We start from the raw sequence: 24466 nt of genomic DNA on the forward strand, positions 1-24466 counted from the left end.
CGTATACACCGTCAGCAAGTTCAATAGCCAGCCACTTGCTACGGTTTCTCGCTGATCCCGGTCAATAGACAGGGGGTGTTCAGGTTGGCCAGGCGTGAATCACCGGCTTCCAGTTGCAGGGCGACTGGTTGCAGCGGTTCCAGGGCCCGTCTCGGGCTGCGTTCGCCGGCCTGCCATGCGGCTTCCAGCGTTGCGGCGTGAGCGATGGGGATCATACATAAAAGCGGCTGCCAGTGCTGGCCTTCACGCACCATTATTGGTCGCTCCGGGCATTCAACAGCCTTCTCGCGCAACGCTTTCAGCAACGGTTCATCGACCAAAGGTACATCGCAGGGCAAAACCAGCAACCACGGATGCCGGGCGAGTGGCAGGGCGGCGCGAATTCCGGCCAGAGGGCCGTTGAAATCGGCATCATCGTCCTGCACCAGTTGATCGGCGTACTGCGCATAGCGCTCGATGTTGCGGTTGCAGGAAATAATCAGGTCGTCGGTCAGCGGCCGGGTCAGCCGGTGCAGATGCTCGATCAGCGCCTTGCCCTGCCACTCGATCAGGCCCTTGTCGCGCCCGCCCATGCGCTGCCCGCGACCTCCGGCCAGCAGCAGGATAGAGCAGGGCGGCAGTGCGGCAAGGACATTCATCAAACACTCGGCGGGCAGTCAAAAGGAGTGCTGTGATATAACACCGGCCTGTTTCCTTAACAACTGGATGAGGCCATGAAAGCCAAGGCTGACACACCTTTCGTACCCCTGAATATCGCCGTGCTGACCGTCAGCGATACCCGCACCCGTGAAACCGATACCTCGGGCCAGATGTTCGTCGACCGCCTGACCGACGCCGGTCATGGCCTGATCGAGCGTGTGCTGCTCAAGGATGACCTGTACAAAATCCGCGCTCAGGTAGCGACCTGGATTGCCGACGATCAGGTGCAGGTCGTGCTGATCACCGGCGGCACCGGCTTTACCGGTCGCGACAGCACGCCTGAAGCCGTGGCGTGTTTGCTCGACAAGCAGGTCGATGGCTTTGGTGAGCTGTTCCGGCAGATTTCGGTGCCGGATATCGGCACCTCGACCATTCAGTCCCGTGCGTTGGCGGGCCTGTCCAATGGCACCCTGGTGTGCTGCCTGCCGGGATCCACCAATGCGGTACGCACGGCGTGGGACGGTATTCTCGCCCAGCAACTGGATTCGCGCTTCCGGCCCTGCAACTTCGTGCCGCACCTAAAGCAGGCCGAGCCCTGTGCGACTCGTGGTTGAGTGCTGATGAACAACGAGCCGAAAACCTTGCTGCCTGTCGAAGAGGCTATCGCGCGGCTGCTGGCGATGGCCGAGGCCACGCCGATCACTGATCGCCAGCGTGTTCCGCTGGCCGATGCCGAAGGCCGCGTGCTGGCGGTAGATCTGGTCTCCACGCTGGATCTGCCGCCCTGGCCGAACAGCGCCATGGACGGTTATGCCTTGCGCACGGCGGACTGGAGCGGCGAGCCGTTGACGGTCAGCCAGCGCATCTTCGCCGGTCAGGCACCCGAGCCGCTGGCCCCTGGCACCTGTGCACGAATCTTCACCGGCGCGCCGATGCCTGAAGGTGCCGATTGCGTCGAGATGCAGGAAAACGCCGAGGTGCTGGCGGATCAGCGCGTGTGCTTCAGCGAGCCGCTGAGCGTCGGGCAGAACATTCGCCCTCAGGGGCAGGAAACCCGCGTCGGTGATACCGTGCTGGCGGCCGGAACGCGGCTTGGTCCTATTGAATTGGGTCTGGCTGCTTCGCTGGGCCTCGCCGAGCTTGAGGTGATCCGGCGGGTGCGTGTCGCGGTGCTGTCCACCGGCGACGAGTTGATTGAACCAGGTCAGCCATTGGGGCCGGGGCAGATCTACAACAGCAACCGGGTGTTGCTGTGCAGTTGGCTGAAGCGGCTCGAATGCGAGGTGGTGGATGCAGGCATCCTGCCGGACGATCTGGCGAAGACTCGTGCTGCGCTGGCGAATCTGCACGATGTTGACCTCATCCTCTCCACGGGCGGCGTCTCGGTAGGCGAAGCGGATTTCCTGGGTCACGCATTGCGCGAAGAAGGCGAGCTGACGCTCTGGAAGCTGGCCATCAAGCCCGGCAAACCGCTGACCTTCGGGCATTTTCGTGGCGTACCGGTGATTGGCCTGCCCGGCAATCCCGCCTCCACGCTGGTCACCTTCGCTTTGCTGGCGCGCGCTTACCTGCTGCGCCGCCAAGGTGTGATTGACGTAGCACCGTTGCAGTTTCCGGTGCCCGCAGGCTTTGTCTGGACGCGTCCGGGCAATCGTCGCGAGTACCTGCGCGGGCGTCTGGAGCAGGGCAGGGCCGTGGCCTATCGCAACCAGAGCTCGGGGGTATTGCGCAGCGCCGCCTGGGCTGACGGCCTGATTGAAGTGCGTGAAGGCTCAACGGTGGCCGAAGGGGACTGGGTCAACTTCATCCCGTTGAGTGAAGTGCTGGGCTGAGTGCATTAATGGTTGGGCGGGCACGCATGAGCTACTCTCAACATCGCTGACAAGTTGGGCAACCGGACTTCGCCCTGGAGTATTGTTATGGCGCCATTGAGAGTGGCTTGTGTGATCCCGACCTACAACGGACGCAAGGATCTGGAACGTCTGCTGGACTCACTGGCTACGCAGACTGCGAACTTCGATACGCTGATCGTCGACTCCAGTTCTTCGGATGGCACGCTGGAGCTGGCGCAAGCCCGCTGTGCCAATGTGCTGCGCATCGACAGCAAGGACTTCAACCACGGCGGCACCCGGCAGATGATGGTCGATCTGCATCCCGACTATGACGTCTATGTCTACCTGACCCAGGACGCCTACGTTGAAGATATCAATGCCATTGCCAACATTCTGCTGCCTTTCGCCGACCCCAAGGTCGGCGCGGTCTGCGGGCGTCAACTGCCGCACAAGAACGCCAATCTGCTGGCTCAGCATGCACGGTTGTTCAATTACCCTCCGACGTCGCAGATCAAAACCCTGGCCGATGCCCGCACGCTGGGCATCAAGACGCCATTCATGTCCAACTCGTTCGCGGCCTATCGCGGTGAAGCGTTGCGGGAGATCGGCGGCTTTCCCCGGCATGTGATTCTTTCCGAAGACATGTACGTCACTGCCAAAATGCTGATCGCTGGCTGGAAAGCAGCTTATGAAGGTTCGGCCGTATGCCGTCATTCGCACAACTACAGCCTGCGCGAGGAGTTTTGCCGTTACTTCGATATCGGTGTGTTCCAGTCCCGTGAAGCGTGGATCTACGAAACCTTTGGTGGCATCGGCGGCGAGGGCATGCGTTACGTCAAGTCCGAGCTTAAATTCCTCGGCCCCCGGCGAATTCTCTGGTGGCCCATGTCGTTCGTGCGTAATGCGCTGAAGCTGCTGGCCTACAAGCTCAGCAAGCAGGAAAAGCGCCTGCCCCGCGGCGTTAAGAAAAAGCTCGGGATGTACAAGCGCTATTGGGACAGCCCTTACGCCTGAGCGAACTCTGCGCCGGACGCTGAGCGCCCGGCGTCGAGCGCATCAGAGTTTCGCAGCCTCTTCGTCCAGACGGTCGGCCTCGAACAGTTGTGCGAGGTCGGCCCTGGCTTCACGGGCGGTCTGCAGAACCTTGGCGTCGTCGTCATACACTTCATGCTGTGCGGCCAGCACTTGTTCGTCGTGGCGCTTGAAGCGACTGATGCGCGCGTCGGCCTGTGCTTCGGTCAGGCCCAGCCCCATCAAGGTCTGACGGCTCATCTCCAGGCTTGAATAGAACGTCTCACGTACGGCATGAGCGCCAATGTCCATCAACCGGTGAACGTGCTGGCGGTTACGTGCGCGGGCAATGATCTTCATGTGTGGATACAGCTTGCGGATCAACTCGGCGGTCTTGATGTTGGTGTCCGGATCATCCGTTGCAATGACAAAGTATTCCGCTTCATCAACCTTGGCTGCACGCAGTATTTCCGGACGCAGCGGGTCGCCATAAAACACCGGCACATTACCGAAGCTGCGCGAAAACTCGATCGATTCCACGGCGGTATCCAGAGCGATGAAAGGGATTTTCTGCGCCCGCAGGATCCGCGCTACGATCTGCCCCATACGGCCCATGCCTGCGATGACCACGCGTGGTTTGTCAGTCTGGATATCGCGGTATTCGTCCGGCACGTTGACGGCCTTGGCCTTGGGTTTGATCCAGCGCGCCAGAGCAATGAACAACAGCGGCGTGATCGCCATCGACAAGGTGATGGTCAGCACCAGCATGTCGTACAGCCCGGCCTCGAACAGCCCTTGAGCGCTGCCGATCTTGAACACCACGAAGGCAAATTCGCCACCGGCGGCCAACACCAGGCCCAATTGCAGCGCGCTGCGGTTATTGAGACCGCCAGCGGTACGACCGATCAGGAACAGCATCGGCAGCTTGATTCCGATCAACAGCAGCGTCAGGCCCAGCACCGCGAGGGGCGAGCTGAGCAGCAAGCCGACGTTGGCACCCATGCCGACACTGATGAAGAACAGCCCCAGCAACAACCCTTTGAACGGTTCGATCTGTGCTTCCAGTTCGTGACGGTATTCGGAGTCTGCCAATAGCAGACCGGCGAGAAATGCGCCCAGCGCCATGGACACGCCCACCAGTTCCATCAGCCACGCCGTACCAATCACTACCAGCAAGGCAGTGGCGGTCGAGACTTCCTGGATTTTGGTCTTGGCAACGATGCGAAATACCGGACGCAGCAAATAGCGCCCGCCGATCACCACGATGGCAATGCTGCCCAGCACTCGCAGGCCGTGGTTGATGCTTTCGCCGGTGTCCATTGCGTGATCGGCCCCGGCGAGGAATGGCACGATGGCAATCAAAGGAATTGCTGCAATGTCCTGAAACAGCAGGATAGCGAACGCCATCCGGCCATGCGGGCTGTTCAACTGCTTGCGCTCGGCCAGACTCTGCAAGCCGAAGGCCGTGGATGACAGCGCCAGGCCAAGACCCAGAATAACCGCAGTGTTCAGCGACTGGCCGAAGGCAAACAACGCGATCCCGCCAATGACCAGGCCCGTCAGCAACACCTGCGCCATGCCGACGCCGAACACCGATTTGCGCATGACCCATAAACGCTTTGGCGACAGCTCCAGACCAATGATGAACAGCAGCAAGACCACGCCCAGCTCGGATATGTGACTGACACTCTCCGTATCGCCTATCAAGCCCAGCACCGAAGGGCCGATGATCACTCCCGCGAACAAATAGCCGATCACCGCGCCCAGCTTCAGGCGCTTGGCCAGTGGTACCGTCAGCACGGCGGCGAGTAGAAACACTACTGCGGCCTGCAACAGGCTGCCTTCATGGGGCATGTAAAACTCCTTGGTAATAATTGAACACACTATTTGAGCAGGGCGGTATTAAAGCATGGGAGTTTTACACGGCAACGTTCATCGCGGCATGACAATAATCAACGCGGTTGATAGAGCGTGCGTGAAGGGTGCGAAGGAGGGGAACAGGGCAGGCTGACGATGCCATTCGTCGCGCATCGGCGTAAGCTATGCGCGCAAACAGGCAGTGCCAACTGCCCGCTCATGAGCATTCAGGAAACCGTTATGACCAACAAGCAGCGTTTGATTTACTCGATTCTGATCGCCCTCGGCGTTCTGGCGATCATGCTGGGCTTGTCGCACCTGCAAAACAGCGGTGCCATTACCGAAAAAACCTTTCAGTACATTGCAATCAGCGTGGCCGTACTGGTCGTGATCCTCAACGGAATCATGCGCCGCAAGGTCAAGCGATAAGCGCGGCAAGTGGCAAGGATGACGATGCCCACGTCACTGGGCGCCATCCTTGCCCGCTTCACCCAGCCATTGCCGGGCACGAGGGTGCAGGCTGTAGGTCTTGTCGTCATTGAGGTGAATCACGCCTTCATCGCACAGGCGCTTGAGCACCTCGCGCACACTTAGAAACGACAGCGGTACATCAAGCCTGAGCAACTGGCTGTGCACGCCCCGTACTCCCAATGGCTGGCCTTCTTCGCTCGATACCAGAAGCGCATCAAGCACCTTGAGCCTGACCAGGCTGGTACGCAGACCAAAGCTTTTCAGGAGCAGTCGGATGTGCTCGTTTCCGGGCCGCTCTGTCTCCAGAGCGGGCGACTGTGCCTGCGCAGCCAGTGCTGTTTGGCGCAGCAGGGTGCGAGTCGTGATTCCTTGGCGATTGAACATCCGCAAACTCCTTTTCAGGCTTTTTTTAAACAATCTCAGTTACTAAGACGAACGAGCGCAGCAAAACCTCAGTTATCAATGGAAAAAAATAAAAACGCCAACGCGCACGGGGTCGCCGCAGCGTTGTGCGTTTCAGGGTAGATGAAGATCGGGCAGTCGCGAGGGGGCGGTTGATCCGGCTATCGGCGGATACAAAATCGCTCAGCGTCAGTCAGGTACGCGAGAGCGCTCAGCCTTTTGGCGCGTCGGGTATCCGGCGGTTGAGCACCGGGTTGCCGTTCTGGTTCTGCGTGACATAAACCGGCAGCACCTTGGGCAGAGAGGCCAGCAAGCTGGACAGGTCGCGCGTGTTGAAACTGCCGCCCAGGCGCATCGCACCGGTTGCGGTATCCGCCAGCAGAATAGGCGTTTGCAGGTAGCGATTGATAAGTGGCAGCGCCTGGCTGAGAGGCAGATCATTGAAGATCAGCTTGCCATTACGCCACGCCAGGCTCGAATCCTTTGTGTCGGTCTGGCTGATCAGGGGCGCGTCGTCGCCTGCCTTGTAGCTGGCCTGCATGCCAGGGTCAAGATGATGGCTTGATGACGGATGCGCGCGATCACTGCTGACCTGAACCGAGCCCTCGACCAGCGTCACACGTACCTGATCCTGGTACATCCACACATTGAAGCGTGTGCCCGTGACCTTGATGCTGCCCTTGCCGGCATCGACTACAAAGGGGTGTGTGTTGTCGTGGCTGACCTCAAAGAACGCCTCACCCTTTTTCAGCGTAACGCTGCGTCGATCCTTGTAGTTGGCGTAGGTCAGCTCGGTGCCGAGGTTCAGTTCGGCACGGCTGCCATCTGCCAATACCACAAGACGCGTCGCGGTATCGGCGTTGTAGGACTCATAGGCGTCAGGCAGCCAGCCCTGATTCCAGCCCACATAGCCGGTGACCGGGACAGCCAGGGCAATGACCGCAGCGGCAGCCGCGAGTGGTGCCAGGCGGCGCTTGCGACGAAGTACGGGCTGGTTGTTCTGGGTAGCCTGAATCGGCAGTGCAGGGGCCGGATTGAGCGGTTCGATTTGTCCGGTAATGTCCCAGACTTCCCGCATCGCCTCATACTCCACCGCATGCAGAGGATGGGCCTTCAGCCATTGCTCGAACGCTTTTCGTTCTGCGGCCGTGCAGTCTTCGGCATGCAGGCGCATGCACCAATGCGCAGCGGCATCGGTGATCGCATCGTGTTCTGCCTTGCTGAAAAGAGGGTCGCTCATGGGCGCTCCGGCCTATACCGTTGGCGCATTCTACCCTTGGATATCAGGGAGAGAGAACATTTGCAGGAATTACCCGTCAACGCACAGCTTAATTCCTTGTGAATGCAAGCAGCTCTCATTGAAACCTGTCCGCGACAATCGGGCACACCGTAGTGCGCAGGGAGTGTTTTTGCAGAGCCTGCAGCGCTACTCTCGTTGCTGGTATTTCGTGCGGTTGTTCCCGGTACCTTGCCATGACATGAACAGGAGCCTCAGATGCGCGCCACCCCTAACGATCAGCCGGTCCGGACCGTTTCATATCAGCAACTGACAGATCTGTTGCGGCGGATCTTCCTTGCACACGGCACATCCCCGGAAGTTGCCGATGTGCTTGCCGAGAACTGCGCCAGCGCCCAGCGCGACGGCTCGCACAGTCATGGCATCTTTCGCATGCCTGGCTACATCTCATCGCTGAGCAGCGGCTGGGTGGACGGCAAGGCAGTGCCGTTGATCGAGGATGTCGGTGCTGCGTTTGTCAGGGTCGACGCCGGTAACGGCTTTGCCCAGCCTGCGCTGGCGGCAGCCAGATCATTGCTGATCGACAAGGCGCGCAGTGCCGGGATTGCGATTCTGGCGATACGCAACTCTCATCACTTTGCCGCGCTGTGGCCGGATGTCGAACCTTTCGCCGAAGAAGGGCTGGTCGCCCTGAGCATGGTCAACAGCATGACCTGCGTAGTGCCACATGGTGCGCGTCAGCCCTTGTTCGGCACCAACCCCATTGCCTTCGCTGCACCGCGTGCCGGGAGCGGGCCTATTGTTTTCGATCTGGCGACCAGCGCCATTGCCCATGGTGACGTTCAGATCGCAGCGCGTGAAGGGCGACTGCTGCCGGCGGGTATGGGCGTGGATCGCGACGGCCGGCCCACTGAAGACCCCCGCGCCATTCTCGATGGCGGGGCACTATTGCCCTTTGGCGGTCACAAGGGTTCTGCACTGTCGATGATGGTCGAGCTGCTGGCGGCAGGGCTGACAGGTGGTAATTTCTCTTTCGAGTTCGACTGGTCGAAGCATCCCGGCGCGCAGACACCCTGGACCGGCCAGTTGCTGATCGTCATCGATCCGGACAAAGGCAGCGGTCAGCATTTTGCACAGCGTAGCGAGGAACTGGTAAGGCAGCTCCACGGGGCAGGGCAGGAACGCCTGCCGGGGGACCGACGCTACAGCGAGCGTGCGCGGTCGATGGCGCACGGTATCGACATCGCTGAGGCTGATCTGGAGCGCTTGCAGGGGCTGACGGGCGGTTGAGCCGCTTACAAATTCGCTGACCATTCGTCGCAGTCAGTCTTGTGTCGGCGCTCGGTTCTAAATACTGTATGCATGAACAGTAAAGAGCGAATGAGGTCTGTCATGTCCCTTAAGTCAGTGCAAACGTCAGTACAAAGCCCTGTTGCTCAGCAGCATCGTACTCTCTCTACCGTCGATGAAATGCAGCGTGAGGATTTCCTCCGGCTGGCGGCGGGTCTGCGGCAGTTCAATGGCTACGAGCAGGATGTATCGATAGCCATTGCGGCAGCCCGCACGAGTGGTGAATACCGTCAGGCAAGCGCGATGGAATAGTGCGGCCGATAGCGGTCATGACGCGTCTCGGGTTGATTGTGAGTATATGTAACGTATATGCTTCATATATTCAATTTGAGGTGAATCATGGGTCTGGTAAAGATTTCCGAAAACATGCACGCCAACCTGCGCTCTGCCAGTGTTGCGCTCAGTCGCTCCATCAATGCGCAGGCTGAGCACTGGATGCGCATCGGCATGCTTGCCGAATTGCACCCGGCACTGGATTACAGCGAGATCTGCCAGATGTTGATCCGTATCGAGAACGCAGGCGGCACGGTGCTGACTGCTTCGAACTTCAACGTTGCAGAGCTTTCTGCGTCCAGCCTTTCCAAGGCGGCCTCATGAGCAGCGCCATCGGTATCAAGACCGAACAGGACCTTGTGCAGTTGCGCATAGCCGGAAGGCTGGCTGCCGATGTGCTCGCAATGATCACGCCTCACGTCAAGGCTGGCGTCAGCACCGAAGCGCTCGACGATATCTGCAACGAATACATCGTCAAAGAGCTGAAAGTGATTCCCGCGAATGTGGGCTATCACGGTTTTACCAAGACCACCTGTATCTCTCCCAATGCAGTGGTCTGTCATGGCATACCTTCTGCCACCGATATTCTGAAAGATGGCGATATCGTCAATATCGATGTCGCGGTCATCAAGGATGGCTGGTACGGCGATACCAGCCGTATGTATCTGGTCGGTGAGGTCAGTCCCCTGGCAAAACGTCTTGTCGAGACGACTTACGAAGCAACCCGCGCCGGTATTCATGCAGTGCGCCCCGGGGCAACGCTGGGTGATATCGGTTATGCCATTCAGAGCATCGCTCATCGTGAAGGCTTTAGTGTAGTGCGTGAATATTGCGGGCACGGCATTGGCCGCAAGTACCATGAAGAGCCTCAGGTTCTGCACTACGGCGCTCAGGGCAAAGGCCTCAGGCTGAAGCCGGGCATGGTGTTCACCATCGAGCCGATGATCAATGCCGGCAGGGCCGGTACTCGTACTCTGCCGGATGGCTGGACGGTTCTGACCAGTGATCTTTCATTGTCTGCGCAATGGGAGCATATGGTTGCAGTCACCTCTACCGGTTTTGAACTGCTGACGCCCTGGCCTGAGGGGACGGGCGATTATCCTGCCATTTAGACGTGAGTGGTCCGGTGATTTGAGTGCATAAAAAATGGCCTTCCCGAGAGGCCATTTTTTTGATCAGGGGTGATGTTTCAGTATTGCGGCGAAGATCTTTTCCAGCGTACTTCTGTTACGCCAAAACGCTCGGCTTGCAAGGTCGCCATTCCTATCGGCCCTGCAGACATATTGCCACTCACTGTGCCAACGCCGGCGTGCAGCGTTGCGCAGTGCAATGCGTCGCACTGGCACATTTGCCTGGTCTTGTGCAGGAAACAACGAGGTTCGCCATTGAACTGATAGTGAATTTCAAATTCCGTTTGATGATTCATCTTTCCTGCCCGTGAGCCTGACGGCATGCCATCAAAATAGTGTGATTATTCCAGTGGGGCATGCGCGAGAAACCTTCTCCGGTCACGCTGCTGTCTTCAGATCGTAGAGCGAAAATCGCGTCGTTTCGAGATGTAGTTAACAGTTGTCCGATGAGTGGTTTTGGGTTCACTCAAACGCATGAATGGATGACCGAATGGTCATCCAAACGAAGATCTTCTTTTTTGAGGCAAGCCTCATTTACAGGACTTGAGGTCTACCGGGCCGACAAAATCATTACCCCGTCCCATGACGCAAGCGACCTGCTGATTGCGCTGGCGCTCCCAGGCCTGGGGAGGATAAGTCTTGTCCCAGGCTTGATAAAGCTGCTGGTCCTGGCGCGACAGGCGCAAGTTGTATTGCTTGCTCATGTAGAAGTAGGTGCGGGCGATCATGCCGCGAATGGAAGGGCGAGGCATGACCTTTTTCGCCTTGAAATCCACTTGCGTCAGGCATGAACCGTACTGGCCTTTTTGCTCGGGTATCCAGCCAAAGCTGAAGTTGCTGCGGTCGCCATTCACTTCGCCGATGCTGGGCACCAGGTTATGCAGGTCTGCCTCGGCGCGTTTATAAACGGCATCGGTCTTTGTGCAGTTTTTGCGCCCGCCGTTCTGCCAGCATTGGCGCAGATGGCCGATCTGCCAGGCCGGAACGATGTGTTCCCATTCAATACGACTGGCGCGCTTGGCGCTCTTGCGCGGGACATAGCCGCAGCCCGCAAGATCGACCCGGTTGCCGGTGTATTTGCAGCCGCAGTAAAATTCGGTCGATTGTGGTGCGTATAACCCCCAGGCGACTTTCTTGGCTTCGCTGAAAGTACGCGGAGCTTCGGCCTGAGCGCTGAATGAAGCGGTGATGAGCAGGGTGGTGCAAAGCAGTGTCGAGAATCGAAACATCATGCCGTCAGTCTTCCTTCGGCAACGTCCAGAATATTTGCACGCCACCATCGTCGCGCCAGGCGAGGGTGACGTTGTCGTTCTCGGCTATTTCTTCAAGAAGCTGCGCCCAGTCGTCCTCTGACTCATCCGGTTGACGAAAAAGCAGGGCAGCCCTGGATTTCTGCGCGGTAGGCGAGTTGATGATCTTCTGTACCCGCATGCCCATGCGCTCGTAAGGGTCGGGAGTGGAGGCGGTCGCTGCGGTTTGTTTGGCCACGGATAAGGTTCCTGATTTTAGCTGTACGGGCATACAGTATTTCAGTGTCGGATCTTTCGCAACATCTATGTAAGATAAAGCGCTTGAAATGGCACACTATTGTCTTGAAAAAACCAACGCTCCCGGAGTCGCGCATGAATATCAAGTCACTGGCATTTCCGTTACTGGCCGCAACTGCTGTACTGCTGGCAGGCTGTTCCACGCCTTCGGTCGTCACGCTTCAGAACGGCACACAATACATCACCAAGGACATGCCCAAGACCAAGAGTCGTGATGGTTTCTACGAGTTTGAAGACATCTCTGGCAAGAGAGTCCGAATCAAGGCCGACGAAGTGGCTACGGTCAGACCGGAGGAGTGAAATCCGACTGAACGCTAATGCTCGTTCCCTGTGCGTCGGGGGCGAGCAGTACAAACAGATTTCATTTTCGACGGATTGACAAACCCTGCGGGTTTTTTCATAGTTCAGTCCTCGCAAACGTTTGCGTGTTGATGCCTTGCATCAACCCTGCGTCGTTCGCCCGAACAATAATCACAAGATCGGAGATGAACTCATGAAGCTGCCATTTGCTGGACGCCTTCTCGCTGTCGCCATGTTCGCTGCTGTCACGGCAGTCATGCCCCTCTCTGCTGCATACGCTCAGACGCCTGAAAAACCCAAGGTCGCATTGGTGATGAAGTCGCTCGCCAATGAATTTTTCCTGACCATGGAAGACGGTGCCAAGGCTTATCAGAAAGAGCACGCCACCGACTTCGACCTGATTTCCAACGGAATCAAGGATGAGTCAGACACCTCTGCGCAGATTCGTATCGTTGAGCAGATGATTGTCTCCAAAGTCGACGCCCTGGTGATCGCGCCTGCCGACTCCAAGGCGTTGGTGCCGGTGCTCAAGAAAGCTACAGACGCCGGTATCAAAGTCGTCAATATCGACAACCAGCTTGATCCCGACGTGCTCAAAAGCAAAAGCCTGATGATCCCGTTCGTGGGTCCGGACAACCGCAAAGGTGCCGAGCTGGTAGGCGACTACCTGGCCAAGCAGCTCAAGAGCGGTGACGAAGTCGGCATTATCGAAGGCGTGCCGACCACCACTAACGCTCAGCAACGCACCGCCGGTTTCAAGGATGCCATGGACAAGGCGCAGATGAAGGTTGTGTCTGTACAGTCCGGCAACTGGGAAATCGACAAGGGCAACGCCGTTGCTTCGGCAATGCTCAATGAATACCCGAACCTGAAGGCCCTGCTGGCCGGCAACGACAGCATGGCGCTGGGGGCGGTTTCTGCAGTGCGTGCAGCAGGCAAGGCTGGCAAGGTCATTGTGGTGGGTTACGACAACATCAACGCGATCAAACCGATGCTCAAGGATGGCCGAGTGCTGGCCACTGCTGACCAGTTTGCAGCCAAACAAGCGGTCTTTGGTATTGAAGCTGCGTTGAAGCTGGTCAAAGGCGAGAAGGTCGACACCAACGAAAAAGGCGTCATCGAAACGCCAGTAGAACTCGTTACCAAACCTTGATCCACGCCGCGTAAAGGTGCCCGTCCTTGCAGGACGGGCGCTGGGAGAAATGTATGTCAGCGTCTGTTCAGACAGCTGTTCTTTCGGTCAGTGGTATCGGTAAAACCTACGCTCAACCCGTGCTCGGTGACGTCGATCTGACGTTGATGCGTGGCGAAGTGCTGGCCCTGACCGGGGAAAACGGTGCCGGTAAAAGCACCTTGTCGAAAATCATTGGCGGCCTGGTGACGCCCACTACCGGGCGCATGGAGTTTCAAGGGCAGCCTTATGAACCTGTGAGTCGTACCCAGGCCGAAAAGCTCGGGGTTCGCATGGTCATGCAGGAGCTCAACCTGCTGCCGACCCTGACCGTTGCCGAAAACCTGTTCCTTGACGACCTGCCGCGTCGTGCTGGCTGGATCGACCGCAAGCGCCTGCGTGAAAATGCGATCAAGGCTATGGCTCAAGTGGGTCTGGACGCTATTGATCCCGATACGCTGGTCGGCGATTTGGGGATCGGTCATCAGCAGATGGTCGAGATCGCTCGCAATCTGGTTGGCGACTGCCATGTGCTGATCCTCGATGAGCCTACTGCCATGCTCACCTCACGCGAGGTGGAAATGCTGTTCGAGCAGATCACGCGGCTGCAGGCTCGTGGCGTCTCGATCATCTACATCTCCCACCGGCTTGAGGAGCTTGCCAGAGTGTCTCAGCGCATAGCCGTACTGCGCGATGGCAAGCTGGTGTGCGTCGAGCCGATTGCCCGTTACAACAGTGAGCAACTGGTCACGCTGATGGTCGGCCGTGAACTTGGCGAACACATGGACATGGGCGCCCGGCAGATTGGCGAAGTAGCGCTGTCAGTCAAGGGGCTCAGTCGTGCCGGCAAGGTTCAGGATGTTTCGTTCGATGTGCGACGAGGTGAAATCTTCGGTATTTCCGGGCTGATCGGTGCCGGGCGCACCGAGTTGCTGCGCCTGATCTACGGTGCAGATGTTGCCGACAGTGGTGCGATTGAAGTTGGGCAGCCACTGCAAGCCGTCACCATCCGTTCACCCTCGGACGCCGTCGAGCACGGTATTGCCCTGATCACGGAAGACCGCAAGAGCGAAGGACTGCTGATGTCGCAGTCAATCAGCGCCAACATTGCGCTGGGTAATATGCATTCGATCTCCAGAGCAGGCCTGGTCAACACCGATGACGAACTGAAGCTGGCGCAGCGCCAGGTGGCTGCCATGCGTATTCGCAGTTCCAGTCCGGACCAGCTGGTCTCCGAGCTGTCAGGCGGTAATCAGCAGAAGGTCGTGATCGGTCGCTGGCTGGAACGTGATTGCCCGGTGATGCTGTTCGACGAGCCGACGCGAGGCATCGACGTCGGTGCCAAATTCGATATCTACGCGCTGCTGGCCGAATTGACCCGTCAGGGCAGGGCGCTGGTGGTGGTTTCCAGTGATCTGCGCGAACTGATGTTGATCTGCGATCGTATCGGTGTGCTGTCTGCCGGTCGCCTGATCGACACGTTCGAGCGCGACAGCTGGACTCAGGACCAATTGCTTGCCGCTGCCTTTGCCGGTTATCAGAAACGTGACGCGCTGCTCAATGACGCCGCGCCCAGGAACGACTCATGAAAAATACTCCTTCTCCGACGCTGACCGTGCCGGCCCGTCGCGGCGGCAATTACTTTGGTCTTGGCACTTACATCGGGCTGGCGGGTGCGCTGCTGGTGATGATCGTGCTGTTTTCCCTGCTCAGCGATCACTTTCTGTCCTATCAGACATTCAGCATGCTGGCCAACCAGATCCCTGACCTGATGGTGCTGTCGGTCGGCATGACGCTTATCCTCATCATCGGCGGTATCGACCTGTCCGTTGGGTCGGTGTTGGCGCTGGCTGCTTCGGCTGTGAGTGTGGCCATCCTGGGCTGGGGCTGGAGTGTGTTCCCGGCCGCCTTGCTAGGCATCGCCTGCGCGACCCTGGCCGGTACGATTACCGGCTCCATTACTGTTGCCTGGCGCATCCCTTCGTTCATCGTCTCCCTCGGTGTGCTTGAGATGGCCCGTGGCGCGGCCTACCAGATGACCAATTCGCGCACCGCTTATATCGGTGATTCGTTCGCCTGGCTGTCTGACCCGATCGCGTTCGGTATCGCGCCGTCCTTCATCATCGCACTGCTGGTTATTTTCATTGCTCAGGCGGTGCTGACCCGTACCGTTTTTGGTCGCTACCTGATCGGCATCGGCACCAATGAAGAAGCGGTGCGTCTGGCCGGTATCAATCCCAAACCCTACAAGATTCTGGTGTTCTCGCTGATGGGCCTGCTGGCCGGTGTGGCGGCGCTGTTTCAGATATCGCGACTGGAAGCGGCTGATCCGAATGCCGGTGCCGGGCTTGAGCTGCAAGTGATTGCCGCCGTCGTGATCGGTGGCACCAGCCTGATGGGCGGGCGCGGTTCGATCATCAGTACTTTTTTCGGCGTGCTGATCATTTCGGTACTGGCCGCAGGCCTGGCGCAGATCGGTGCGACCGAGCCGACCAAACGCATCATCACTGGTGCGGTGATTGTGATCGCAGTGGTGCTGGACACCTACCGCAGTCACCGGGCACGGCGCCAGGGCTGATATGGCGACTATCAAGGATGTCGCGGCGCTGGCGGGAATCTCGTACACCACGGTTTCCCATGTGCTGAACAAGACCCGGCCGGTGAGCGAGCCGGTCAGGCTCAAGGTCGAGGCGGCCATCGCGCAGCTCGATTATGTGCCCAGCGCCGTGGCGCGTTCGCTGAAGGCCAGGAGCACATCGACTATCGGCCTGTTGATTCCCAACGGTATGAATCCGTATTTCGCCGAGTTGGCGAGGGGCATCGAGGACTACTGTGAGCGCAACGGTTTTTGCGTGATCCTCTGTAATTCCGACGACAACCCGGAAAAGCAGCGCAGTTACCTGCGTGTTTTGCTGGAAAAGCGCGTTGACGGGTTGATTGTCTCGTCTGTGGCGGGTGATGCCAGCGTCGCCTGTGGCCTCACCGAGGTGCGCACGCCGCTGGTAATCGTCGACCGCGAGCTGCAAGGCATCGAAGCTGACATGGTGCGCATCGATCACGAGCAGGGTGCCTGGCTGGCAACCCGACATCTGCTTGATCTGGGGCATCGTCACATTGCCTGCATTGGCGGGCCGCGTGACAGCATGGTTGCCGAGATGCGCCTGGCGGGTTATCGGCGGGCCATGCAGCAGGCATCTGTCGAGGTCGGCCCGGATTGGGCGGTGCACAGCGAATTTACCAGTTCGGCTGGCCACGCAGCTGCGGGCCTGCTACTGGCCGGGCATGCGCCAACAGCGATCTTTGCCGGCAACGATGTCATCGCCATCGGTGTGCTGCGCGCTGCCGCCGAACGTTCGATTCGCGTGCCTCAGGATCTGTCGGTCATCGGCTTTGATGACATTCAGATGAGCCGCTACGTCTATCCGGCCCTCACCACCGTGGGGCAATCGATCATGCAGCTGGGCGAAACCGCCGCCGAAATGTTGTTAAACCGAATCGCCGCACCGCATACAGTTCCTGTCGAAAAAAGACTCGTGACGCCTTGCGTCGTGGTGCGCGAGTCCACGGCAGCGCCGAACACTTTGTCCAATGAATGACGCGCACGCACAGCAACGGATTAATGAGCCATGCAAGCAAAAATAGTGATAGTGGGCAGCCTGAACATGGATCTGGTCATCCGCGCCCAGCGTCTGCCGCGCCCCGGCGAGACGCTGAGCGGGGAGACGTTCGACACCGTGCCTGGTGGTAAAGGCGCCAACCAGGCAGTTGCCGCAGCGCGCCTGGGTGGCAGTGTGGCGATGATCGGCTGTGTGGGTGCCGATGCCTACGGGGAGCAACTGCGTGCAGCACTGCTGGCCGAGCATATCGACTGTCAGGCCGTGACGGTCGTTGAAGGCGTGTCCACCGGGATCGCTTCGATTGTGGTCGACGCCAGCAGTCAGAATGCAATTGTCATCGTTGCCGGAGGCAATGGTCGGCTCACTCCGGCATTGATCGAGCGTTTCGACGCATTGCTGGCGGGTTCCGGGATCGTCATCTGCCAGCTTGAAGTGCCGACTGAAACAGTTTTCCACACCCTGGCCCGCGCCCGCGCGCTGGGCAAGACCGTCATTCTCAATCCTGCCCCGGCCAGCGAGCCTTTGCCGGCAAACTGGTATGGCCTTATCGACTATCTGATCCCCAATGAAAGTGAGGCGCAGACCCTGACCGGTGTGACTGTCGACTCCTCGGCGGCGGCTGAAGAGGCGGCAGCGGCCATGCTGGCTGCCGGGGCGCGCAACGTAATCATTACCCTGGGTGAGCGCGGAACCCTGTTCGCCAGTGCTGCGGGCGTGGAACATATCCCTGCGCGTCGTGTACAGGCCGTGGACACCACCGCTGCAGGTGATACCTTTGTCGGTGGTTTTGCCGCAGCACTGGCGGCGGGTCAGAGTGAATCGCAGGCCATTCGATTCGGTCAGGCCGCGGCAGCCATATCCGTGACCCGCGCGGGTGCCCAGCCGTCCATCCCGACGTTCGAGGAAGTAAAGGAATTCGATTCACTATGAAAAAGACCCCGCTACTCAACATTGCCCTGTCTCGCGTCATTGCGTCGCTGGGGCATGGCGACATCCTGATGATCGTCGACGCTGGAATGCCAGTACCGGCAGGCGTCGAGCTGATCGACCTGGCGCTGACTCGCGGCGTACCTGATTTCGTCAGTGTGCTGGACGTGGTGCTGAGTGAGATGCAGGTCGAAAGCCATGTGCTGGCCAACGAAATGGCCGAGGTCAAACCTCCCGCATTGCAGGTCATCGAAAGCCTGAACCTCGATGATCAATTGGGTCAGCAGCGCTGGATAAGCCATGAGGACCTGAAAGTATTGAGCCGCAAGGCCAAGGCAATCATCCGTACCGGAGAATGCCAGCCGTACAGTAATGTGGCGCTGGTTTCCGGAGTTGTGTTCTAGCTATCAAGAAAGGGAGTTTCATATGACGTTGATGCAGTTTTCCAGACAGTTCATTCGTGGAGCATTGCTCTTGTCCATACTGAGTAGCGCTGCCGTTCAGGCGGCAGAAAAGCGTGATCTGATCATCGATACCGACCCTGGCGCGGACGACGTCGTTGCGTTGCTGCTGGCGCTGGCGTCACCCGAAGAATTGAACGTGATGGCGATCACCACCGTGGCCGGCAACGTCCGTCTGGACAAGACCTCGCGCAATGCCAGGCTGGCGCGTGAATGGGCCGGGCGTGAAGAAGTGCCGGTGTATGCCGGTGCGCCCAAACCGTTGGTGCGCACACCTATCTACGCCGAAAACGTTCACGGTCAGGAAGGGTTGCCCGGCGTGCCCGTGCATGAGCCAGCCAAGGGGTTGGCCGACGGTAATGCAGTCGATTACCTGATCCGCACCTTGAGCAAGGCCAAGCCGCACAGCATCACTATCGCCATGCTCGGTCCGCAGACCAACCTGGCGCTGGCGCTCGTGCAGGCACCGGAAATCACCCAGGGCATCAAGGAAGTGGTGGTCATGGGGGGCGCGCATTTCAACGGCGGTAACATTACGCCGGTTGCCGAATTCAACCTGTTTGCTGACCCGCATGCTGCGCAGATCGTTCTGGCCAGTGGTGTGAAGCTTACTTACGTACCGTTGGACGTGACCCACAAGATCCTGACCAGCGAACAACGCCTCAAGCAGATTGCCGCATTGGGCAATAACGCCGGCAAGCTGGTCGACGGCATTCTCAATGAATACGTCAAACTGGACATGGAGCATTACGGCTTGCCCGGTGGTCCGGTTCACGACGCCAGTGTCATTGCCTGGTTGCTCAAGCCCGAGTTGTTTTCCGGGCGGCAGATCAACGTTGCGGTCGACACCCGCGAGGGCATTGGTTTCGGTCAGACAGTGGCTGACTGGTACGGCACGCTCAAGCAGCCGCAGAATGTATTCTGGGTCGAGAATGGCGACGCTCAGGGTTTCTTCGATCTGCTGACCGAGCGTCTGGCGCGACTGAAGTAACCCATCACGCGGGCTGCAACAGGTGCATCAGACCGGCAGCCCTGCCGTGGCATAACGGCTCAGTACCTGGCTGATGAAGGCGCGGGCACCCTCGGTGCCCAGTTCCTTGATCAGCAGGTCGACGGCAATGATCATCAGCTCTTCCGGGTTTCCGGGGCTGTGCGAGCAGTGGCCCTGAGGCCATCTGGCCTTGATGTCTGCATCCAGAGTTATGGCTGTCATGTCTGTTGATCTCCAGTGAAGGGTCACGCACTACGCTGTTCGCTTCCCGGCGCTTGCGTCTCTCGCAGTAAACCATTCCGCGCACATTTTGACACTTCTACTTACATCTCATCCCGATAGTCAGAGTCTATGGCCATAGGTTGTAAACGTTTTGTGACGATTTCACCGCGCGCCCTGTGTGATCCCAAGGCAGACTCTCGGCCCAGGCAGATCAACAGGTTGCCGATGGCTTCTCAACTAGAGTTGTGCAACCAACGCGTCTGAGCGCGGTCGGACAGGTCTGGAATGTTTTATTGGCAGAGGAGGGTGTATGCCCCGGAAGTTCGCAACATTGGGTTTTGTGGTCGTGGCGTCGTTGCTGGCAGGATGCAGCAGCACGTCCTCTGATAAGGACGCTGAAGCGTCCGTCAAGGCAGACGCTCCCGCATCCGCCAGTAACGCCAACGCCATACCTGGCCGTTGTGATGCAGGGCTTGGCCAGTTCGCAATCGGCAAGCCAGCGTCCATCGACCTTCTGTCACAAGTGCGCGCCCGTACCGGTTCTCAGGATGCCCGCATTCTCGGGCCTGACGACATGGTCACGCTGGAATACCGATCCGAGCGGGTAAACGTCAATACCGACGTTTCGGGAAAGGTGACGCGCATCAACTGCGGTTGAGTCGGCACTTTTCTGTGGCGCATAAAAAACCCCGTCAGTGACGGGGTTTTTTTATGTCAGGTGAATCAGGCTACCTGAACTTCTTCTGCTTGCATGCCTTTCTGGCCTTTAGCCGCAACAAAAGTAACGGTCTGGCCTTCTTTCAGGCTTTTGAAACCGTCGCTCTGGATTGCTTTGAAGTGTACGAACAGGTCGTCACCGCCACCCTGTGGAGTGATAAAGCCGAAGCCTTTTTCATCGTTGAACCATTTTACGGTGCCGGTTTGGCGATTAGACATGGTGTATCTCCAGAAACATAATTTTCAATAACGTGCTGCTCAGGCCAACTGGGCACACGGGCCTATCATAGTCGAAATGCGCAAAAAGACAGCTACTAAGGTGATCTCTTTAGCCCGGGCCCCTGCATATGCAAAGCGTCATACACGTAAAGTGGCTAAATGATGTCTCTGATTGCCTTGCATCAAGACTGTGCAGGATATGCTGAAAGCCCCGCTCTGCAAGGCTTTCAGGTTAGCGGCGGGGCGTAGCTCTCGGCATTTCAGGCGGCTGCTTTACCGAGTTAAAAAAAATGATTTATTTTGATTTGGTGCAGTTTTCGGCAACCAGTTTCTGCAGTTTTTGCGTCAATGCAGGGGCGGGAGCGCGATCGGTACTGCTCAACGCTTCAATTTCCTGCTGAGAAAACTCCTTGTTCACTACCCGGGCGCTGCAATCGCAATGAGCTTGTGCGGCCTTGGCATCCTGCTTGTGCTGATTCGCCGCGGCGATGCATTCCTGCGTGAACGTGTCTTGCACGGTTTTTTCCATGGCGGCCTGAGCGCCCCAAGGGGCCAGGACGGCGGCGCAGGCGAGGAGTGCGGACAGACGGGAAAGCTTCATGGTGTTCTCCTTTTGCTGACTTTAGTGAACAAGGAAACGTACAGGATCCTGACTGGTTAAGACGCCCATCACGCCTGCCAGTTCAGGTGACGTGTTATTTGGTGTGATTTACGCATATGGACGTCCGGTGTCGGCCGAGCTGTGCTAGGATGCGCGTCCTGTTATTTTCAAGTGTCCCCATTGCTGATGGCTTTGGACGCGACGCAGGCAGGTTTTTCGTACATTCCAGTCATCTGGTCCGGTTCAAGGTTGGCCCCAAGGCTCCTGCCACTGTGAGGCAGGCATACCACCGGATCACGTACTGGCTCATCCCAACCCACGTGACCTTTGGTAGGGGTCACCACTAGGAGAGGAGGCGCCATGCCAACTATTACTCTTCCCGACGGCAGTCAACGTTCATTCGATCATGCGGTTTCCGTAGCCGATGTCGCGCTTTCAATCGGTGCCGGGCTGGCCAAGGCCACCGTGGCCGGCAAGGTTGACGGCAAGCTCGTTGACGCCTGCGACCTGATCGAAAACGATGCCAGCCTGCAGATCATCACCCCCAAGGATCAGGAAGGACTGGAAATAATCCGTCACTCTTGCGCTCACCTGGTCGGGCATGCGGTCAAGCAGTTGTATCCGACTGCAAAAATGGTCATCGGCCCGGTGATCGACGACGGCTTCTATTACGATATCGCCTACGAGCGCCCGTTCACGCCTGACGACATGGCGGCGATCGAGCAGCGCATGCAGCAGCTGATCGAAAAAGATTACGACGTCATCAAGAAAGTCACCCCGCGCGCTGAAGTGATCGAGGTGTTCACCGCCCGTCACGAAGACTACAAGCTGCGCCTGGTCGAAGACATGCCGAACGAACAGGCCATGGGCCTGTATTACCACGAAGAATACGTCGACATGTGCCGTGGTCCGCACGTGCCGAATACGCGTTTCCTGAAATCGTTCAAGCTGACCAAGCTGTCCGGTGCCTACTGGCGCGGTGACGCCAAGAACGAGCAGTTGCAGCGTGTCTACGGCACTGCGTGGGCTGACAAGAAGCAGTTGGCTGCCTACATTCAGCGCATCGAAGAAGCCGAAAAGCGCGATCATCGCAAGATCGGCAAGCGCCTAGGCCTGTTCCATACCCAGGAAGAAGCGCCGGGTATGGTGTTCTGGCATCCGCAGGGCTGGACCCTGTATCAGGTGCTCGAGCAATACATGCGCAAAGTGCAGCGCGAGAATGGCTACCTCGAGATCAAGACCCCGCAAGTGGTCGATCGCTCGCTCTGGGAGAAATCCGGGCACTGGGCCAACTACGCTGACAACATGTTCACCACCGAGTCCGAGAGCCGCGACTACGCGATCAAGCCGATGAACTGCCCTTGCCACGTGCAGGTGTTCAATCAGGGCCTGAAGAGCTACCGCGAGCTGCCGATGCGTCTGGCCGAGTTCGGTGCCTGCCACCGTAACGAACCGTCGGGGGCCTTGCACGGCATCATGCGTGTGCGTGGCTTCACTCAGGACGATGCTCATATCTTCTGTACCGAAGATCAGATGCAGGCCGAATCTGCCGCATTCATCAAGCTGACGCAGGATGTCTACGCCGATTTCGGTTTCAAGGACATCGAACTCAAATTGTCCACTCGCCCTGAAAAGCGTGTAGGCTCCGACGAGCTTTGGGACCGTGCCGAGACGGCGCTGGCCTCTGCGCTCGACAGTGCTGGTCTGCCCTATGATCTGCAGCCGGGCGAAGGCGCGTTCTACGGTCCGAAAATCGAGTTTTCCCTCAAGGACTGCCTCGGCCGGGTCTGGCAGTGCGGCACCTTGCAGCTGGACTTCAACTTGCCGATCCGTTTGAGCGCCGAGTACGTTTCGGAAGACAACAGTCGCAAGAATCCGGTCATGTTGCACCGTGCGATCCTGGGGTCTTTCGAGCGTTTCATCGGAATTCTGATCGAGCATTACGAAGGCGCGTTTCCAGCCTGGCTGGCGCCTACCCAGGCAGTGATCATGAATATCACTGACAAACAGGCCGATTTTGCCCTTGAAGTGGAAAAAACTCTGGCTGAAAGCGGGTTTCGTGCCAAGTCCGACTTGAGAAATGAAAAGATCGGCTTTAAAATCCGCGAGCATACTTTGCTCAAGGTTCCTTATCTCCTCGTGATTGGAGATCGGGAGGTTGAAATGCAAACTGTCGCTGTGCGTACACGTGAAGGCGCTGACCTTGGCTCGATGCCGGTTGCCCAATTCGCTGAATTCCTCGCACAAGCGGTTTCCCGGCGTGGTCGCCAAGATACGGAGTAATTATTATTAAGCGTGAAATGAGACAAGATAAACGAGCTGCACCCAAGGCCCCGATCAATGAAAATATCTCGGCCCGCGAGGTTCGTTTAATTGGCGCTGACGGCGAGCAGATTGGCATCGTCTCGATTGATGAAGCGCTTCGTATTGCCGAAGAGGCTAAGCTGGATCTGGTAGAGATTTCTGCCGACGCACTTCCTCCTGTCTGCCGTGTGATGGATTACGGCAAATCGATCTTCGAGAAGAAGAAGCAGGTTGCTGCAGCGAAGAAAAACCAGAAGCAGATCCAGGTTAAAGAAATCAAGTTTCGTCCAGGGACGGAGGAAGGGGATTACCAGGTAAAACTACGCAACCTGGTACGTTTCCTGAGTGACGGGGACAGGGCCAAGGTATCGTTGAGATTCCGCGGTCGTGAGATGGCCCACCAGGAGCTGGGTATGGAGCTGTTGAAGCGGGTTGAAGGTGACCTGCTCGAATACGGTTCCGTCGAACAGCATCCTAAGATGGAAGGACGCCAGCTGATCATGGTCATCGCCCCGAAAAAGAAGAAATAACCACCAGGGCACGGCAGGCCTTGCGGTTATATTTATCAACTGAATGCGGAGTATCCGAACATGCCAAAGATGAAGACTAAAAGTGGTGCAGCTAAGCGGTTTTTGAAAACCGCCAACGGCATCAAGCACAAGCACGCTTTCAAGAGCCACATCCTGACCAAAATGTCGACAAAGCGTAAGCGTCAACTGCGCGGTAGCAGCTTGCTGCATCCGTCTGACGTGGCAAAAGTCGAGCGCATGCTGCGCCTTCGTTAATTTTGATCAAGATATAGAGGAAGTAACTCATGGCTCGTGTAAAGCGTGGCGTCATTGCCCGTAAGCGTCACAAAAAAATTCTGAAACTTGCAAAAGGCTACTACGGCGCGCGTTCACGCGTATTCCGTGTTGCCAAGCAAGCGGTAATCAAGGCAGGCCAATACGCCTACCGTGACCGTCGTCAGAAAAAACGTCAGTTCCGCGCTCTGTGGATCGCTCGTATCAACGCTGGTGCTCGTGTTAACGGTCTGTCCTACAGCCGTTTCATTGCTGGCCTGAAAAAAGCGTCCATCGAGATCGACCGTAAGGTTCTGGCTGATCTGGCAGTGAACGAAAAAGCGGCGTTTGCTGCGATTGTCGAGAAAGCTAAAGCCACTTTGGCCTAAGTCCCCGACAATCACT

At 57.9% G+C, this 24466-nt stretch carries 31 protein-coding genes; 21 read left to right on the forward strand and 10 right to left on the reverse strand.

The genetic code is table 11. From position 1 onward, the window contains the following. Positions 1-38: 38 nt before the first annotated feature. A complete protein-coding gene (mobA, locus tag RYC17_RS02395) occupies positions 39-638 on the reverse strand; it encodes a molybdenum cofactor guanylyltransferase MobA (RefSeq protein ID WP_316902453.1) in 600 nt (199 codons plus the stop codon). A gap of 75 nt (positions 639-713) precedes the next feature. Between mobA and moaB the strand changes: the two genes are divergently transcribed. From moaB to RYC17_RS02410, 3 genes are all read left to right on the forward strand, one after another. After that, entirely contained in the window at positions 714-1253 is a 540-nt protein-coding gene (gene moaB / locus RYC17_RS02400) for a molybdenum cofactor biosynthesis protein B (protein ID WP_002553131.1), read from the forward strand. A 6-nt stretch (positions 1254-1259) separates the two neighbouring features. Then, positions 1260-2471 carry a gephyrin-like molybdotransferase Glp gene (gene glp, locus RYC17_RS02405; protein ID WP_058407618.1) on the forward strand — a complete coding sequence of 404 codons (1212 nt, stop codon included), beginning with the start codon at positions 1260-1262 and terminating at the stop codon, positions 2469-2471. Between the two features lie 87 nt (positions 2472-2558). Continuing rightward, on the forward strand, positions 2559-3485 hold the full coding sequence (locus RYC17_RS02410; RefSeq protein WP_058400200.1) for a glycosyltransferase family 2 protein: 927 nt from the start codon (positions 2559-2561) through the stop codon (positions 3483-3485). Positions 3486-3527: 42 nt separating this feature from the next. Here RYC17_RS02410 and RYC17_RS02415 read toward each other — a convergent pair whose 3' ends face one another. Then, positions 3528-5336 carry a monovalent cation:proton antiporter-2 (CPA2) family protein gene (locus RYC17_RS02415; protein ID WP_230018305.1) on the reverse strand — a complete coding sequence of 603 codons (1809 nt, stop codon included), beginning with the start codon at positions 5334-5336 and terminating at the stop codon, positions 3528-3530. A 243-nt stretch (positions 5337-5579) separates the two neighbouring features. On the opposite strand from RYC17_RS02415, the gene RYC17_RS02420 reads away from it, so the two are divergent. After that, positions 5580-5768 carry a hypothetical protein gene (locus RYC17_RS02420; RefSeq protein WP_003393013.1) on the forward strand — a complete coding sequence of 63 codons (189 nt, stop codon included), beginning with the start codon at positions 5580-5582 and terminating at the stop codon, positions 5766-5768. Positions 5769-5801: 33 nt separating this feature from the next. Here RYC17_RS02420 and RYC17_RS02425 read toward each other — a convergent pair whose 3' ends face one another. Then, a complete protein-coding gene (locus RYC17_RS02425) occupies positions 5802-6194 on the reverse strand; it encodes a hypothetical protein (protein WP_060403656.1) in 393 nt (130 codons plus the stop codon). A gap of 229 nt (positions 6195-6423) precedes the next feature. Then, a complete protein-coding gene (locus RYC17_RS02430; protein WP_005779809.1) occupies positions 6424-7452 on the reverse strand; it encodes a FecR family protein in 1029 nt (342 codons plus the stop codon). A 255-nt stretch (positions 7453-7707) separates the two neighbouring features. On the opposite strand from RYC17_RS02430, the gene RYC17_RS02435 reads away from it, so the two are divergent. From RYC17_RS02435 to map, 4 genes are all read left to right on the forward strand, one after another. Continuing rightward, complete coding sequence (locus RYC17_RS02435) at positions 7708-8739, forward strand: Ldh family oxidoreductase (protein ID WP_058400202.1); 1032 nt, start codon at positions 7708-7710, stop codon at positions 8737-8739. Between the two features lie 102 nt (positions 8740-8841). Further along, the gene (locus RYC17_RS02440; RefSeq protein ID WP_316902458.1) at positions 8842-9051 is read left to right on the forward strand and encodes a hypothetical protein; all 210 of its coding nucleotides are present in this window, start codon (positions 8842-8844) and stop codon (positions 9049-9051) included. A gap of 87 nt (positions 9052-9138) precedes the next feature. Further along, complete coding sequence (locus RYC17_RS02445) at positions 9139-9396, forward strand: ParD-like family protein (protein WP_002553140.1); 258 nt, start codon at positions 9139-9141, stop codon at positions 9394-9396. Beyond that, positions 9393-10184 (forward strand): type I methionyl aminopeptidase, encoded by a 792-nt coding sequence (gene map, locus RYC17_RS02450; protein WP_058400204.1) that lies wholly within the window; start codon positions 9393-9395, stop codon positions 10182-10184. The genes RYC17_RS02445 and map overlap by 4 nt, the downstream gene beginning before the upstream one ends. A 77-nt stretch (positions 10185-10261) precedes the next feature. Here the strand turns inward: map and RYC17_RS02455 are convergent, their stop codons facing one another. The 3 genes from RYC17_RS02455 to RYC17_RS02465 all read right to left on the reverse strand — a co-directional run bounded on the left by RYC17_RS02455 (position 10262) and on the right by RYC17_RS02465 (position 11690). Then, positions 10262-10498 (reverse strand): DUF6555 family protein, encoded by a 237-nt coding sequence (locus RYC17_RS02455; protein WP_122259691.1) that lies wholly within the window; start codon positions 10496-10498, stop codon positions 10262-10264. Between the two features lie 234 nt (positions 10499-10732). Further along, the gene (locus tag RYC17_RS02460; protein WP_058400205.1) at positions 10733-11434 is read right to left on the reverse strand and encodes an endonuclease; all 702 of its coding nucleotides are present in this window, start codon (positions 11432-11434) and stop codon (positions 10733-10735) included. 4 nt (positions 11435-11438) lie between these two features. After that, entirely contained in the window at positions 11439-11690 is a 252-nt protein-coding gene (locus RYC17_RS02465) for a DUF1654 domain-containing protein (protein ID WP_316902462.1), read from the reverse strand. Between the two features lie 134 nt (positions 11691-11824). On the opposite strand from RYC17_RS02465, the gene RYC17_RS02470 reads away from it, so the two are divergent. From RYC17_RS02470 to RYC17_RS02505, 8 genes are all read left to right on the forward strand, one after another. Further along, positions 11825-12049 (forward strand): YgdI/YgdR family lipoprotein, encoded by a 225-nt coding sequence (locus RYC17_RS02470; protein ID WP_005746777.1) that lies wholly within the window; start codon positions 11825-11827, stop codon positions 12047-12049. Between the two features lie 232 nt (positions 12050-12281). Continuing rightward, complete coding sequence (locus RYC17_RS02475; RefSeq protein ID WP_371217791.1) at positions 12282-13202, forward strand: sugar ABC transporter substrate-binding protein; 921 nt, start codon at positions 12282-12284, stop codon at positions 13200-13202. A 53-nt stretch (positions 13203-13255) separates the two neighbouring features. Beyond that, positions 13256-14809 carry a sugar ABC transporter ATP-binding protein gene (locus RYC17_RS02480; RefSeq protein ID WP_057402301.1) on the forward strand — a complete coding sequence of 518 codons (1554 nt, stop codon included), beginning with the start codon at positions 13256-13258 and terminating at the stop codon, positions 14807-14809. Beyond that, positions 14806-15798, forward strand: a complete 993-nt coding sequence (locus RYC17_RS02485) for an ABC transporter permease (protein ID WP_002553148.1) — start codon at positions 14806-14808, stop codon at positions 15796-15798. The genes RYC17_RS02480 and RYC17_RS02485 overlap by 4 nt, the downstream gene beginning before the upstream one ends. A 1-nt stretch (position 15799) precedes the next feature. Further along, the gene (locus RYC17_RS02490) at positions 15800-16816 is read left to right on the forward strand and encodes a LacI family DNA-binding transcriptional regulator (RefSeq protein WP_060403660.1); all 1017 of its coding nucleotides are present in this window, start codon (positions 15800-15802) and stop codon (positions 16814-16816) included. A 30-nt stretch (positions 16817-16846) separates the two neighbouring features. Further along, positions 16847-17767: a ribokinase gene (gene rbsK / locus RYC17_RS02495; RefSeq protein ID WP_122259694.1), complete on the forward strand. Its 921-nt coding sequence runs from the start codon at positions 16847-16849 to the stop codon at positions 17765-17767. Next, a complete protein-coding gene (gene rbsD, locus RYC17_RS02500) occupies positions 17764-18168 on the forward strand; it encodes a D-ribose pyranase (protein ID WP_044323545.1) in 405 nt (134 codons plus the stop codon). Before rbsK ends, rbsD begins: the two co-directional genes overlap by 4 nt. 22 nt (positions 18169-18190) lie before the next feature. After that, a complete protein-coding gene (locus tag RYC17_RS02505) occupies positions 18191-19216 on the forward strand; it encodes a nucleoside hydrolase (RefSeq protein WP_057402304.1) in 1026 nt (341 codons plus the stop codon). A gap of 27 nt (positions 19217-19243) precedes the next feature. Here the strand turns inward: RYC17_RS02505 and RYC17_RS02510 are convergent, their stop codons facing one another. Beyond that, complete coding sequence (locus RYC17_RS02510; protein WP_002553154.1) at positions 19244-19438, reverse strand: hypothetical protein; 195 nt, start codon at positions 19436-19438, stop codon at positions 19244-19246. A gap of 310 nt (positions 19439-19748) precedes the next feature. Between RYC17_RS02510 and RYC17_RS02515 the strand changes: the two genes are divergently transcribed. Next, the gene (locus RYC17_RS02515) at positions 19749-20096 is read left to right on the forward strand and encodes an I78 family peptidase inhibitor (RefSeq protein WP_058407608.1); all 348 of its coding nucleotides are present in this window, start codon (positions 19749-19751) and stop codon (positions 20094-20096) included. 65 nt (positions 20097-20161) lie between these two features. Here the strand turns inward: RYC17_RS02515 and RYC17_RS02520 are convergent, their stop codons facing one another. Both RYC17_RS02520 and RYC17_RS02525 read right to left on the reverse strand, forming a co-directional pair. Further along, complete coding sequence (locus RYC17_RS02520; protein WP_003315566.1) at positions 20162-20374, reverse strand: cold-shock protein; 213 nt, start codon at positions 20372-20374, stop codon at positions 20162-20164. A 295-nt stretch (positions 20375-20669) separates the two neighbouring features. Next, complete coding sequence (locus tag RYC17_RS02525) at positions 20670-20975, reverse strand: hypothetical protein (protein WP_057412273.1); 306 nt, start codon at positions 20973-20975, stop codon at positions 20670-20672. A 360-nt stretch (positions 20976-21335) separates the two neighbouring features. Between RYC17_RS02525 and thrS the strand changes: the two genes are divergently transcribed. Genes thrS through rplT form a run of 4 tightly spaced genes read left to right on the forward strand, consistent with a single transcriptional unit; the run spans position 21336 to position 24450 of the window. Beyond that, the gene (thrS, locus tag RYC17_RS02530) at positions 21336-23258 is read left to right on the forward strand and encodes a threonine--tRNA ligase (RefSeq protein ID WP_316902465.1); all 1923 of its coding nucleotides are present in this window, start codon (positions 21336-21338) and stop codon (positions 23256-23258) included. After that, positions 23258-23809, forward strand: coding sequence for a translation initiation factor IF-3 (infC, locus tag RYC17_RS02535; RefSeq protein ID WP_170855886.1), 552 nt, complete (start codon positions 23258-23260; stop codon positions 23807-23809). The genes thrS and infC overlap by 1 nt, the downstream gene beginning before the upstream one ends. 60 nt (positions 23810-23869) lie before the next feature. Continuing rightward, positions 23870-24064: a 50S ribosomal protein L35 gene (gene rpmI, locus RYC17_RS02540; protein WP_002553160.1), complete on the forward strand. Its 195-nt coding sequence runs from the start codon at positions 23870-23872 to the stop codon at positions 24062-24064. Positions 24065-24093: 29 nt separating this feature from the next. Further along, entirely contained in the window at positions 24094-24450 is a 357-nt protein-coding gene (gene rplT, locus RYC17_RS02545; RefSeq protein WP_002553161.1) for a 50S ribosomal protein L20, read from the forward strand. Positions 24451-24466: the final 16 nt, after the last annotated feature.

Origin of the sequence: Pseudomonas syringae group sp. J248-6 (assembly GCF_032586995.1) — a bacterium.
GTDB classification, from domain to species: domain Bacteria; phylum Pseudomonadota; class Gammaproteobacteria; order Pseudomonadales; family Pseudomonadaceae; genus Aquipseudomonas; species Aquipseudomonas amygdali.